17 protein-coding genes are annotated in these 11,679 nt (G+C 64.0%); 5 read left to right on the forward strand and 12 right to left on the reverse strand.

Annotated features, from left to right (window positions below):
* From GB927_RS01680 to GB927_RS01700, 5 genes are all read right to left on the reverse strand, one after another.
* Complete coding sequence (locus GB927_RS01680) at positions 1–882, reverse strand: ABC transporter substrate-binding protein (protein ID WP_256114791.1); 882 nt, start codon at positions 880–882, stop codon at positions 1–3.
* Between the two features lie 2 nt (positions 883–884).
* The gene (locus GB927_RS01685) at positions 885–3,293 is read right to left on the reverse strand and encodes a TonB-dependent receptor (protein WP_256114792.1); all 2,409 of its coding nucleotides are present in this window, start codon (positions 3,291–3,293) and stop codon (positions 885–887) included.
* A 102-nt stretch (positions 3,294–3,395) separates the two neighbouring features.
* A complete protein-coding gene (locus GB927_RS01690; protein ID WP_256114793.1) occupies positions 3,396–4,346 on the reverse strand; it encodes a FecR family protein in 951 nt (316 codons plus the stop codon).
* 83 nt (positions 4,347–4,429) lie between these two features.
* The gene (locus tag GB927_RS01695; protein WP_256114794.1) at positions 4,430–4,927 is read right to left on the reverse strand and encodes an RNA polymerase sigma factor; all 498 of its coding nucleotides are present in this window, start codon (positions 4,925–4,927) and stop codon (positions 4,430–4,432) included.
* 117 nt (positions 4,928–5,044) lie between these two features.
* Positions 5,045–5,548: a hypothetical protein gene (locus tag GB927_RS01700; protein ID WP_256114796.1), complete on the reverse strand. Its 504-nt coding sequence runs from the start codon at positions 5,546–5,548 to the stop codon at positions 5,045–5,047.
* 322 nt (positions 5,549–5,870) lie between these two features.
* Between GB927_RS01700 and GB927_RS01705 the strand changes: the two genes are divergently transcribed.
* The 4 genes from GB927_RS01705 (at position 5,871) to GB927_RS01720 (ending at position 7,226) form a co-directional block, all read left to right on the forward strand.
* Positions 5,871–6,080 carry a cold-shock protein gene (locus GB927_RS01705; protein ID WP_256114797.1) on the forward strand — a complete coding sequence of 70 codons (210 nt, stop codon included), beginning with the start codon at positions 5,871–5,873 and terminating at the stop codon, positions 6,078–6,080.
* Between the two features lie 128 nt (positions 6,081–6,208).
* On the forward strand, positions 6,209–6,433 hold the full coding sequence (locus GB927_RS01710) for a hypothetical protein (protein WP_256114798.1): 225 nt from the start codon (positions 6,209–6,211) through the stop codon (positions 6,431–6,433).
* A gap of 34 nt (positions 6,434–6,467) precedes the next feature.
* Positions 6,468–6,848 carry a DUF6481 family protein gene (locus GB927_RS01715; protein WP_256114800.1) on the forward strand — a complete coding sequence of 127 codons (381 nt, stop codon included), beginning with the start codon at positions 6,468–6,470 and terminating at the stop codon, positions 6,846–6,848.
* A gap of 138 nt (positions 6,849–6,986) precedes the next feature.
* On the forward strand, positions 6,987–7,226 hold the full coding sequence (locus GB927_RS01720; RefSeq protein WP_256114801.1) for a BrnA antitoxin family protein: 240 nt from the start codon (positions 6,987–6,989) through the stop codon (positions 7,224–7,226).
* Positions 7,227–7,252: 26 nt separating this feature from the next.
* Here GB927_RS01720 and GB927_RS01725 read toward each other — a convergent pair whose 3' ends face one another.
* From GB927_RS01725 to GB927_RS01735, 3 genes are all read right to left on the reverse strand, one after another.
* A complete protein-coding gene (locus tag GB927_RS01725; RefSeq protein WP_256114802.1) occupies positions 7,253–7,546 on the reverse strand; it encodes a type II toxin-antitoxin system RelE/ParE family toxin in 294 nt (97 codons plus the stop codon).
* Positions 7,534–7,806: a CopG family ribbon-helix-helix protein gene (locus tag GB927_RS01730; RefSeq protein WP_256114803.1), complete on the reverse strand. Its 273-nt coding sequence runs from the start codon at positions 7,804–7,806 to the stop codon at positions 7,534–7,536. The genes GB927_RS01725 and GB927_RS01730 overlap by 13 nt, the downstream gene beginning before the upstream one ends.
* A gap of 89 nt (positions 7,807–7,895) precedes the next feature.
* Positions 7,896–8,456: an SDR family oxidoreductase gene (locus tag GB927_RS01735; protein WP_256114804.1), complete on the reverse strand. Its 561-nt coding sequence runs from the start codon at positions 8,454–8,456 to the stop codon at positions 7,896–7,898.
* Between the two features lie 170 nt (positions 8,457–8,626).
* On the opposite strand from GB927_RS01735, the gene GB927_RS01740 reads away from it, so the two are divergent.
* A complete protein-coding gene (locus GB927_RS01740; protein WP_256114806.1) occupies positions 8,627–8,776 on the forward strand; it encodes a DUF1127 domain-containing protein in 150 nt (49 codons plus the stop codon).
* A 91-nt stretch (positions 8,777–8,867) separates the two neighbouring features.
* Here the strand turns inward: GB927_RS01740 and GB927_RS01745 are convergent, their stop codons facing one another.
* From GB927_RS01745 to GB927_RS01760, 4 genes are all read right to left on the reverse strand, one after another.
* Entirely contained in the window at positions 8,868–8,990 is a 123-nt protein-coding gene (locus GB927_RS01745) for a hypothetical protein (protein WP_256114807.1), read from the reverse strand.
* A gap of 24 nt (positions 8,991–9,014) precedes the next feature.
* Complete coding sequence (locus GB927_RS01750) at positions 9,015–9,431, reverse strand: organic hydroperoxide resistance protein (protein ID WP_256114808.1); 417 nt, start codon at positions 9,429–9,431, stop codon at positions 9,015–9,017.
* A 168-nt stretch (positions 9,432–9,599) separates the two neighbouring features.
* Positions 9,600–10,904, reverse strand: a complete 1,305-nt coding sequence (locus GB927_RS01755) for an ATP-binding protein (RefSeq protein ID WP_256114809.1) — start codon at positions 10,902–10,904, stop codon at positions 9,600–9,602.
* Positions 10,901–11,641: a response regulator gene (locus GB927_RS01760; RefSeq protein ID WP_256114810.1), complete on the reverse strand. Its 741-nt coding sequence runs from the start codon at positions 11,639–11,641 to the stop codon at positions 10,901–10,903. Before GB927_RS01760 ends, GB927_RS01755 begins: the two co-directional genes overlap by 4 nt.
* Positions 11,642–11,679: the final 38 nt, after the last annotated feature.

Genomic DNA, 11,679 nt, shown 5'->3' on the forward strand with positions numbered 1-11,679 from the left:
TCAGCCTTCCGCAGCGAGCGCCATGGAGGCGAGGCGTGCGAAACGGTTGGCGGAAGGCAGCCCGCCGTAGAAGAGCACATCGGGGATGCGCGCGACACGGCCGCTCCTAATGAAGGGCAGACTTGCGACGACCGGGGATGCCAGCAGTTTTTCCAAAGCGAGTGTGCTTGAATCGCCGACGCAAAGCAGGCGGGCATCCCTCTGCTGCGCCAGGCGGTCGGCCGTCACGGTCGTGTGCCCGTAGGCCGAGGTGAAACCCGTCCAGGCATTGACGATGCCGAACCGGTCGAGGACGCTCTGGAACAGGCTGTTTTTGCCGAAGAGCAGCAGCCGGCGGCCGTCGATGACGGTGGCGATGAAGACGGGCCGGCGGTCATAATGGCGCAGGCGTTTTCGCGCCTCGTCCAGTTCCCGGTCGAAGCCCTGCCGAAACAGGCGGTACGCGTCAACGCGCCCGAGACGTTGCGCGAGGCCCTGCAAGGCGGCGTCGCCCTTCAGCACCGGATCGGTTCCGTCGAAACCATCGGCGGAAAACATAACGACGGGTGAGGCAGCCTCGATGCGCTCGCGCAGGCTCGTCAGGTCGTCGCCCATCAGCACGAGATCGGGGGCGAGTTGCAGCACGAGCTCCAGGTTCGGCTCGGAGCGCAGGCCGAGGTCGAGCGTTGCCGGCGACAGGGCCGGCTCGACGACGAGTTCGCCATAAAGCGCCCGTTCCGGCAGGGCCAGAGGGCTCACGCCGAGTGCCAGGAGGTTCTGCGCGCTCGGCCAGTCGAGCGCTACGATTCGCTCCGGCAAGGCCGCCCGCGCGCGCGCGCCGAGCCCGACGAAGGCAAGCGCGCCGAGCAGCGCCCGGCGCGACAACGCCGACCCCGGTGCCACGATCAGAACTGCTTCTGGATCGAAAACGCCACCGTGCGCGGCGCGCCGAGATAGTTGCTGGTCTGCCAGTAGCCCTTGTTCGCCACATTGGTCACGGCAAGGCGCACCGTCAGCGGATCGCCGAACTGCGTGGTCGTGTAGCGCAGGCCGAGATCGAAGGTCGTGAACGACGGCAGGCGATCGGTGTTGGCGTCATCGGCCCATTGTTTGCCGGTATGCTGCACGCCGGCCGTCAGGAAGAACCCTTCGACCGAGGGCAGCTCGTATTCCGCATAGACCTTGGCGAGCACCGCCGCGACATTTGTCGGGTCGTTGCCTGCGAACTCGCCGCCCTTCACCTCGGTGTCCAGCAGCGTGAGGCCGCCGAGCACCGTCAGGTTGTCCGTGACATTGCCGGTCGCGGTGAATTCGATGCCGCGATGGTTCTGGCGGCCGTCCTGCGTGTAGACATTGTTGCCGTTGGTGAATTCGTAGGCCTTCTCGATGTCGAACAGCGCCGCCGTCAGCAGCACGTCGCCGACCTCGGCCTTGATGCCGAATTCCTTCTGGGTGCTCACCATCGGCGCCATGATCGCGCCGGAATTCGTCGTGCCGTCCGGCGCCACACCGCCCTGTTCCAGGCCCTCGATATAGCTGCCATAGATCGAGATGGAGGGCGTGGCCTTGAAGATCAGCGACACGGAGGGCGACAGGCGCCCCTCGTCATAGACGGGCGACGAAAGCCCGCCTTCGCTGTCATAGCCGGAGGCGTAGATCTTGCTGTAGCTCGCGCCCACCAGCGCGCTCCAGCGCTCGTTGAAGTCGATCTGGTCGCCGAGCACGAAGCTCTCGTTCTTCACGCGGCCGGCATAATAGTAGTCGCTATCGTCCCTGGGGAAGAGCGGCCGCGGCAGGTGGGTCGGCGTCGTCAGCGGAAAGGGACCAATCCAGCCCGTATTGGGATTGTACGACGTGCTCCAGGACCTGTCGGAAAACATCTGGTAGCCCACCGTCACCTTGTGGCCGATCGATCCGGTATCGAACACGAAGTCGCCGAAGAGCTGCGCGGCATCGAACTCGTTTTTCGTGCGGCCGGAATGGATGCCGATCTGGGTATATTCGCCCGGCACCTCCACTGAGTTCATGATGTGGTCCTGCACGGGACGATCGACGAATTCCTTCGAATAGGCGCCGCGGATGGTGATCGCGTCGTTGAGCTCATAGGTCGCCTTGAGCTGGACCTTCTTCTTCTCGAATTCGTCGCGGATCCATTTCTGCCCCCAGTTCTTCTCCGGATCGGGAACCACGTCGTGGGGGATGGCGAAATACCAGTAGGTCGACGGGTTTTCGGTCTTGTACCTGCCGTAGGAGGCGTTCAGCTCCAGCTTGAGCTGGTCCGTCACCTGCCAGTCGAAAGCGCCGCTGATCAGGCCGCGATTGATGTTCTGGTCGTCGATGGCGGTATCGCCCGCCTGCTTGACGACGTTGATGCGGTAGCCGAACAGCCCTTCCGCGTCGATCGGGCCGCCGAAATCGCCGTGCACGTAACCCTGCTCGCCGCCATAGCTGCCGAGCGTGATGCTGTTGTAGCGCTCGTCCGTCGGCCGCTTGCTGACATAGTTGATCATGCCGCCGGGCGCGGAGGCACCGTAGAGAAAGCCGGAAAGGCCATTGAGGATCTCGATGCGCTCGACGTCCTCAAGCGAGGTCGCGTGGCTGTAGGAGCGCCGCAGCCCGTCCTGAGCGGAATCATAGGTCGTGAAGCCGCGGATATTGACCATGGGCGACCAGCCGCTGATCTGCGGCGTGGAGGAGCGCGTCGAGGGGTTGAGCCGGAAGACATCGTCCGGCGACTGCGCCTGGATGTTCTGCAAAAGCTCGCGCGGCATGACGCTCACGGCGAAGGGCGTGTCCTTCAGGGAAAGCCCGTCGAGCAGGCCGAGACCGGAGATCATCTCGGCCTTGTATCCGGCGGAAGCCAGGCCGTCGTTCTGCAGGATCGCGGTAGCGTCGCCATCGACGACGACGCGCTCCAGCGTCGTTGCCGTGTTCGTCACGGCGCCGACCTCGGTCGTGTCCATCTGCGGATCGGAGATCGCGATCGTCGAGCCGTAGGGATAGGCATAGACCAGTCCCGAGCCCTGGAGAATCTTGTCCAGGGCGACCTTGCGGGTCATTGCGCCGGAGGCGCCCTGCGTGCGCTTGCGGGCGGCGACCGAGGGAATATAGGTCACCTGCACGCCCGCCTGCCGGCTGAACGCCGCAAGGGCGCTGCTGAGCGGGCCTGCCTCCACCGAGTAGGATTTCACGGGATCGTCCTCGGCGCGAAGCCCCGGGGCGAAGGCGGCCGAGAGGCAAACACCCGCCAGAAGCGTTGCCAGAAGGCCCTTCCCCGTTGAATTTCCAGTGCTCTTGCGAACGTCCCGTCTCATGCGTCTACCCCAGGCATATGTCCAACCACGCCGCGTCAAAACCCGGCCTCATCGTTGAAACGAAGTTGCTGCGCGGGTTTTCGGTGATTTTTCGAAAATTCTTCAGACCGAGGAAATGATCGTCAGATAGGGGGAAATCTGGCGGACCTTGCCGCCATAGGGATGCACGACGGCGCGCAGTGCGGCGATCGGATTGCTGAGGTCGAAGGCCCCGCTGATGCTTGCCCGGCCGAGCGCCGGATTGGCGAGGATGGTGCGCCCCGGCTGCCAGCGAGCGATCTTGGCGACGACGGCGCCGATCGGTTCATTGTCGGCAAACATCAGGCCCTGGCGCCAGGCGGCGATCTGCGCCTTGTCGCGCGCGCCCCGGACGATCGCGCGGCCCTCGCCGCCGAGCCGTGCCCATTCGCCATCGAGAAGCGCGACGACCTCGCCATTCTCGACGCCCGCGAAGCGCACGTCCATACGGCCCTGGTCCACGCCGACATTGACGAAATCGTCGTCGATGCTGATGTCGAAGGACGGCCCTGCGCCTATAGAAAGCACAGGCCCCGATCCGACCTCGAAGGCTCGCGCCGCATCCTCGGCGATCTCGAAATAGCCCATGCCGCGCAAAAGGTCCGCACGGCGCACCCTTTCGGAGACATGGAAGGCGATGGCGCTTTCCGGGCCGAGCGTCACGGCGCTGCCATCCGAAAGCACGACGCGGCGGATTTCCGCCGTGCTCGTCAGGTAGTCGGCCCTCGCCTGCACGATGAGCTCGGGTCCGGCGGTCGCGGCCGCCGTTGCGACGACCAGCCCGCCGACGATGAGTTTCCGGCGCGACAGCCGTGCCGGCCCCTGCTCCGCCTTGCGCTGGCGATCGAGCACCTTGCCGGTCATGCCGAAGATCTCGCCGGCCTCCTGCCAGGCCAGTTCATGCTCGGGGCTGCGCAGCCGCCAACCCTGCGCCAGCTCGATGGCCACGGGGTTGTTCGGTTCGTTCTGCAGCCGGATCATGTGATCAACGGCTTCGTCGAACAACCTGTCCCTGTCTGTCGCTGGTCCGGTCATGGTGGTCCCATGGATATGGCGTCGCGGTAGCGCTACCCTGAATGGTGTAACGCAGCAACCGCTGTCAATTTCGCTGAAAGTGCTCAGATTTCCTTGAGCCGGTCGCGCACATGCCGGTAGGCATCGCGGATCAAAGACCAGGTCTGCGTGGTGGAAAGGCCGACCAGCGGGCCGATCTCGGCAATCGACAGCCCATCGAGCCTGTGCAGTTCGAAGGCCTTGCGGGTGCGCTCGGGAAGTTCGGCGAGCGCCCTTGCCGAGGCCAGCAATCGCTGCTTGTCATAGAGCGCCCTTTCGGCAGAGGGTCGCGGATCGGCCACCGCCTCGACAATATCCTCCCCGATCGAAAGGAATGGGGCGGAGCGCGCGCGCCGCTCGAAATCCGTCGCGAGATTGCGCGACACCTGGAACAGGTAGGCCCGCGGATTGTCGTCGACGCCGCGCGGAGACGCCGTCATCGCCCGCAGGAACGTATCCTGCGTCAGGTCGGCCGCGTTGTCCTCCGACAGCCCCCGACGGCGCAGCGACCGTTTCAATTCCTGCGCATGGCGCTTGAAAAGATTATGAATATCCCATGCCATTCAAGGCTGGCCCCCAGCGGCAAGCGCCTTAACTTGCGTTCGATACTCATGTTTAAGACGATCAACATCATCTTTCAACCTCCATATCGCGCGCAAAACCGCTGGAACGTCAGCCTTTCACTTCCACTCGTAGGATTTTTCCGCGCGCCACGGCCGCTCGATCACGAAAGCCGGGGGATCGCCGGCCTGCGAGACATATTGCAACGCATCCGCCTCGTCGTTGAACGCGGCGAACACCATCAGCGTCGAGCGCGTGACCGGTTGGCCCTTCTTGCGATAGGAAAAATTGACGGCGCAGTGGGGATAGTGTGTATCCACCTCAACGCGGGCGCCCGCTTCGCCGGTCAGGGCGACGAACTCGCCGAGGGCGAAAAACCGGTCGATCGCGGCAAAGGCCGTGGCCTGGGAAATCTGCTGGTTGGCGCCGGTTGCGCCGGAGCGGCCGTAGTACAGGCTGTCCGTCTGGCCTTTCCGCCTTCGCGTTTCGTAGACGACGAGATTGCCTGCCGCGGCCAGCTCGAAACGGGCGGTATAGGTCTGAAATCGTTCAGGATATCGATCCAGCTCCGCGAAGAGGCTTTTCAACTCGGCAATGTAGTCTGCGTATAATGCGACGGTCATGGCGCCTCACCCGTGCTGTCTCGTTCAAAAGTGCGGCTTGCCCTAGCATGCGCTGACCGGGGGCGACACTGGTTTCCGTGCCGAAGCCGCTGCCGATCAATGCCGGGCAATCACAACCTTTCGACGAAGTGAAACATTCGAGGAACGAATGGTTGACGCGGCGGCGCAGGCAGGATACAAGGGCGCATCGAATTTGCTTGCTGAGCTTTGGTTATCGCGCGCCTAACGCCGCGCCCTGAACGAACTTCCTTTCAAAATCGCTATCATCATCCGCGGCGCCCTGGCGCAGCGGTCTCTCAATGTTGCTATGAAAGGGTTCATCATGACCACTGGCACAGTTAAATGGTTCAATTCCACCAAGGGCTTCGGCTTCATTCAGCCTGACAACGGCGATGCGGACGCATTCGTTCACATCTCCGCCGTCGAGCGTGCAGGCATGCGCGAACTCGTCGAAGGCCAGAAGGTTGCCTTCGACCTGGAGCGCGACAAGAAGTCTGGCAAGATGTCGGCCTGCAATCTCCAGGCTGCCTAAGCGGTTTGTGCTTCCCTTTGACCACGGATGTACTGGCACTGCCGGAAGCACGGTAACCATGCGAGGCCAGGCGATTTGCCTGGCCTTTTTAATTTCCGCTCGTTCACGAGCCCAGGATCGGACATCTCATGACCGAAAAATTCAGCCCATCGCGCCAGAAGGCGGAGGCTGCGTTCAGCAATCTCCAGACGCCGTTCTTCGCCAAAGCCGAGGCAGCCGAAGAGCTTGCCTCCATCACCCAGTCGCGCGAGGCCAAGACCTTGCGGCTTCGCGAAGCCCGCCTTGCCAAGGAATTGAAGGACCGCGTCTCGGCGACGTCCGCCCTTCTCGCCAAGCGCGCGGCCGCGAAATGACCCTTTCGGCAACCCTCACAGTCAGGACACGAATTTGAAAAACGCCAGAGACAACCAGCTTACCGATCGCCGCAGTGCGGCCGCAGAGGCGAAGGCCGCTCAACTGGAGGCCTTCCGGGCCGCCCGCGCCGCATCCGAACCCGCCCAGGCCGCACGCCAGGCGGAACGCGCCGCCATCTCCGCAGCCCGCGAAGAGCGCCGCCTTGAGCGCGACCGCATCAAGCAGGAAGAACAGGCCCGTATCGCGAGCGAAGCCGCCGAGCGCGAAGCCGCTGCCCAGGCCGAGGCGAGAGCCGAGACGGAAGCGCGTGAAATAGCCGAAAAAGCCCGGGTCGCCCGCGTCATCGAAGACGAAGCTGCGCGCAAGGCCGAACGCGACCTGCGTTATGCCGCCCGCAAAGCCAGACGCGGATAAATCCTGGTGCGCCTTCATGCGCACCAAGGACGAATGGACGTGCTAAATCGCCTTGCCGAGCAAGTGTAAGGCGAGCACCGCTCGACATCCTCCCGGTAAGGATGGCACAACCCAATCGGCCCAGAAAAGGAATCAATCATGGCAACCACGCCACGCAGACACGTGAATCCGAAAGACGCCGCAGAGGCACTGTTCAAGCCGATCAAGAAGGTCGCAGCGCCTGCGGTCGAACGGCCTGCCATTCCCAACACCAAGGAACTCGTTTCGCTGAAGATCGACGCCGATGTGCTGGCGCATTTTCAGGCCGACGGACCCGGCTGGCAGGATCGCATGAACGACACCCTGCGCGCCGCCATGAAGCAGGCGGCCGGCAGCTAAATCCGAGGCCAGTCACCGTCCGTCATTCAATACCCGGCCTCTTTCTGATGCCGGAAGGCCAGCACGTAGACCGCATCGTCGGCAGGTTCGTGGCGATACAGCACGACATAGCCGGAATCGCCGAAGGCGATCACCAGTTCGCGCAGTTCCGGCAGATCGGGGAACGGGCGGCCGATATCCGGCTTTGCTTCCAACAGCAGGAATTGCCGCTCGATGGCCTGGCCGGCGCGCCTCGCCGCTTCCGGCGCCTTGGCCGCCAGGAACTGGCGGCAGCGCTCAAGACCCTGCGCGGCCCCTTCCGTAACGATCAGTCGTGGCACTCGGGCACGGCCTTTTCGTCCTCAGTGCCCCAGGTGTTCAGCCAGGCGCGGGCCTCCGCACCGCTCAGGTGCCGGCCGGTTTCCTGATAGGCCGCCCAGGACGACAAAGCCTCCTGCTTGAAGCTCTCGCGCGCTTCCTCGCGCTCGACATATTGCTGGATCGCCTCCAGCATGATCCAGTGCGGCGAACGGCGGCGCTGGCTGGCAAGCTGCTGCACGCGGCTTTTCAGTCCATCGTCGATCTTCAGGGATGTCGCCATGGCTGCACCTCTTATCACAGAGTAATACCTCGTGATACTATAGCCCCTCGCTCCTCTCCTGTCGACTCGCGCTCCAGACCCAGAGGCGTTTACGAGAAGGTGCGGCCGCCGTTGACGGTCAGGCGCTGGCCAGTGATGAAACGTGCGCGATCCGACGCCAGGAACGCCACCGCGTGGGCAATGTCTTCCGGCGAACCAAAACGCTTCATCGGGACCTGGTCGAGATAACGCTGCTTTCGTTCCGTTGTCATCCCGGCGTGTCGCTCGACAGGAATCCAGCCGGGAGACACCATGTTGACGGTAATGTTCTGGTCCGCCAGTTCCCGCGACGCCTCGATCTCCGCCACGCCACCCGCGTTGCAGGCGAGCGTCGTGTAGCCGCGCAGGCGCGCCGCGTCGTCGCAGGCTCTGACCAGCTCGGTGAAATAGGGGTTGAGGATATCGGGAACGATGATGCCGATGACATGGGACTTGCGCATGACCAGCGAACGGGCAAGCGAGTTCGGCGTGTAGTTGAGCTCGCGGGCGAGCGCCCAAACGCGCTGGCGGGTTTCTTCGCCGATGAACGAATCTTTCCGGTTGAGGACCTTGGAGACGGTCGCCGTGGAGACGCCGGCACGCCTGGCAATGTCCTTGATCGTGACTGTCACAAGCCCTCGCCGCTGCTCACCCTTGGCATCCACGTCGTTCTACCAGCGTCGTCCCGAAGCGTCCACCGGCGTCTCCGCCATGCAGCAGGAGCATGCCTACACTGCAAGCATATGCATTTTATCCGGGCATAGGATTGCTTATGTAATGGGCAACACAAAAGGAGTTGATCATGAACGTTTTCGCAAAGCTCAAGAAGTACAACGCTGAACGCCGCGCCGTGCGCGAACTGGGTGCCCTCGACGACCGCGCCCTCCAGGACCTCGGCATCTCGCGTTCGAACATCCGTTCCGCCGTTGCCGGCCTCCTGGTCCTCGGCTGATACGACGCCCGGGAAGCCGGGCGCGGGCCGATGGCCTCTGAAAAAATTCAAGTAAAAGGGCGACTGTTTCCGACAGCCGCCCTTTTTGTTTTCAGGAACCGGCCGTGGCCGCAAGCAGACCGGCCAGCGGCGACGGTTCCGGCGAGAAGGCGTCATAGGCGCAGGGTGCTGCGAAGATGACGGCCGCCAGCATCAAGACGAGGATGCGTTTCATCGAAACCTCTACCGTCCCGGCCCGTCAGACGAGCGCCAGCACGACGTCGATATTGCCGCGCGTCGCCTTCGAATAGGGGCAGGTCTGGTGGGCTTCGTCGATCAGGGCGCGCGCGACATCCGGCTCGATGCCCGGCAGGCTGACGTTCAGGCGGGCCTGAAGGAAATAGGCGTCGCCCGCCGTGCCGAGGTCGACTTCGGCATCGATGGCGGTTTCGGCCGGCAGGCGGATCTTGCGTTTGCCGGCGGCAAGACCGAGCGCGCCGATGAAGCAAGCGGACCAGCCAGCGGCAAAAAGCTGCTCGGGATTGGTGCCCGGCTTGCCGCTGCCCGGAGGCGAGAGGCGCACGTCGAGCTGCGTATCATCGCTGCGGGCCGCGCCATCGCGTCCGCCGTTGGTGTGGGTCCTGCCGGTGTAGAGAACCTTTTCGATCTTGGTCATGAGGAAACTCCTTCGTTCTGTCGCACGCTGCGACGTTGTTGACGAGCGTGGTTTTGACGGATCGACGTATCCGGCATGTTTCCGGAAAAGAGCGAAATGTATCAGAGCGTAGCACCCGCCTGCCGGGCTACCTTTTCATACAAATGCCCGGACAGGCCGGGGCATTTTTCAGGGCAGCGACACTTCCGCGGCAAGGCCGCCGCCGGGGCGATTGTAGAGCCGCACCGCGCCGCCGAGCGACACGGCAAGCTGCTGGGCGATGGCAAGGCCGAGGCCCGAACCGCCCGTCTCGCGGTTGCGCGATTGCTCCAGCCGGAAGAACGGCTGCATGGCCGCCTCCAGCTTATTCTCCGGTATGCCCGGCCCCTTGTCGAAAACGGTGATGACCGTGCCGCCGTCCCCGCCCCGCTCGACGCCGATCTCGGCACTGCCGCCAAACTTCAGCGCGTTGTCGACGAAATTGGTGAGGATGCGGCGCAACGCATGCGGCTTGGTGGCGACCGTGCCGGAGACCGTGCCCAGCACCGCGACAGCCTTGCCCATGTCCTGGTAGTCATAGGCGATGCTGTCGATGAAGGAAGACAGGTCGATGCGCGAGGGTTTTTCGCCATTGCCGTGGGCGCTGCGGGCATAGGCGATGCCGTCCTGCACCAGGCGCTCGATCTCGCCGAGATCGCGCACCAGCTTGTCCCGCTCGGGCGTGTCGTCGGCCATGTCGGCGCGCAGCCGCATGCGGGTGATCGGCGTCTGGAGGTCGTGGGAGATCGCGGCGAGGATCTGCACGCGCTCCTCCAGATAATGCGCGATGCGGCCGCGCATGGCGTTGAAGGCGCTCGCCGCATGGGCGACCTCGCTCGGGCCGGTCTCGCCAAGCGGCAGGCCGGGCCGGTTGGGGTCAAGCGCATCGGCGGCCGCGGCCAGCGTTTCCAGCGGCCGCACTGCCTGGCGAACGGCATACCACGCGCAGAGCACGAGCAGCGCCATCTGCACAACGAAGACATAGGGCAGCCAGTCCGCCAAAGGCATGATGCCGCGCGGCGTGATGTCGATCGTCAGCGGGTTGCCATCGCTCAGCGTCAGATGGGCCTGCAAGCGCATCACATCGCCGGGAATGGCCTCGACGCGCAGTGGAAAACGATGGCCGACCGCCTCCTCGATGCGGGCCGCGATCTCGGCGCTGCGGAGCGAGGTATCCGGCACGCCGGGCAGGCCTTCGCCCAAAACGAAGCGGTAATTGCCGCGGCTAAGGCGATCGACGAGGCCGGCGCGGTCGCCCGCCGGAAGGCGGTCCAGCACGGCGATCGAGGTCGCCACGTCGTTTTCCAGCGTGCCGAGCATCACCGCCTTCGCCGACATGTAGCGCTCCAGGTAGAGCACGGTGAAGGAGAGGCCGTAGGCGAGGACCAGCCCGATGAAGAGGATGAGGAAGATCCGGGCGCGCAGCGTGCTCGGCCAGGGCAGCGCGGCCATCATAAGCGGGGTTCCGATATCTCGACGGGCACCGAAAACACATAGCCTTCGCTGCGTACGGTCTTGATATAGGTGGGCTCGCGCGCCTCGTCGCCAAGCCGCTGGCGCAGCCGGCTGACCAGAAGATCGATGGAGCGGTCGAAGAGATCCGCGTCGCGGCCCTGCGTCAGGTTCAGGAGCTGGTCGCGGTTGAGCACGCGCTGCGGATGGTCGATGAAGACGCGCAGCAGGCGGTATTCAGCGCCGCTCAGCGCAATCGCCGTGCCTTCCTTGTCGAGAAGATGGCGGGCGACGGTATCGAGCCGCCAGTCGCCGAAGGTCAGCAACTGGCCGGCCTCGCTGATCTGGAGATTGGGCGGCAGCATGCGCGTGCGCCGCAGCACCGCCTTGATGCGGGCAAGCAGTTCGCGCGCCGCAAAGGGTTTCGCCAGATAATCGTCGGCGCCCATTTCGAGGCCGATGATGCGGTCCATCTCGTCGGTGCGCGCCGTCAGCATCAGGATCGGCGTCGCCTTGTGTTTTCCCGCGCGCAGCTCCCGGCACAGCACGAGCCCGTCATCGCCGGGCATCATCACATCGAGCACGATGAGATCGACGATGTTCGCCTCCAGAAAGGCGCGCATCTGCCGGCCATCGGCGGCGATGCTGGCCCTCAGTCCGTTTTTCGTCAGGTACGAGGACAGCAGCTCGCGAATTTCGCGGTCGTCGTCGACGATCAGGATATGGTCGATATGCTCCATGGTCGGACTTTCGAAAGCGCTCGGGGCGGCCCATCTGC

The organism is Shinella lacus (assembly GCF_010994755.1).
GTDB classification, from domain to species: domain Bacteria; phylum Pseudomonadota; class Alphaproteobacteria; order Rhizobiales; family Rhizobiaceae; genus Shinella; species Shinella lacus.

Bases quoted from the DNA above. Each gene is read 5' to 3' on its own strand.
- GB927_RS01740 (WP_256114806.1), top strand. From the start codon at position 8,627: ATGAACGTTTTCGCAAAGCTCAAGAAGTACAACGCTGAACGCCGCGCC.
- GB927_RS01750 (WP_256114808.1), bottom strand. From the start codon at position 9,431: ATGACCAAGATCGAAAAGGTTCTCTACACCGGCAGGACCCACACCAAC.
- GB927_RS01705 (WP_256114797.1), top strand. From the start codon at position 5,871: ATGACCACTGGCACAGTTAAATGGTTCAATTCCACCAAGGGCTTCGGC.
- GB927_RS01685 (WP_256114792.1), bottom strand. From the start codon at position 3,293: ATGAGACGGGACGTTCGCAAGAGCACTGGAAATTCAACGGGGAAGGGC.
- GB927_RS01720 (WP_256114801.1), top strand. From the start codon at position 6,987: ATGGCAACCACGCCACGCAGACACGTGAATCCGAAAGACGCCGCAGAG.
- GB927_RS01760 (WP_256114810.1), bottom strand. From the start codon at position 11,641: ATGGAGCATATCGACCATATCCTGATCGTCGACGACGACCGCGAAATT.
- GB927_RS01695 (WP_256114794.1), bottom strand. From the start codon at position 4,927: ATGGCATGGGATATTCATAATCTTTTCAAGCGCCATGCGCAGGAATTG.
- GB927_RS01755 (WP_256114809.1), bottom strand. From the start codon at position 10,904: ATGATGGCCGCGCTGCCCTGGCCGAGCACGCTGCGCGCCCGGATCTTC.
- GB927_RS01745 (WP_256114807.1), bottom strand. From the start codon at position 8,990: ATGAAACGCATCCTCGTCTTGATGCTGGCGGCCGTCATCTTCGCAGCA.
- GB927_RS01690 (WP_256114793.1), bottom strand. From the start codon at position 4,346: ATGACCGGACCAGCGACAGACAGGGACAGGTTGTTCGACGAAGCCGTT.
- GB927_RS01700 (WP_256114796.1), bottom strand. From the start codon at position 5,548: ATGACCGTCGCATTATACGCAGACTACATTGCCGAGTTGAAAAGCCTC.
- GB927_RS01710 (WP_256114798.1), top strand. From the start codon at position 6,209: ATGACCGAAAAATTCAGCCCATCGCGCCAGAAGGCGGAGGCTGCGTTC.
- GB927_RS01730 (WP_256114803.1), bottom strand. From the start codon at position 7,806: ATGGCGACATCCCTGAAGATCGACGATGGACTGAAAAGCCGCGTGCAG.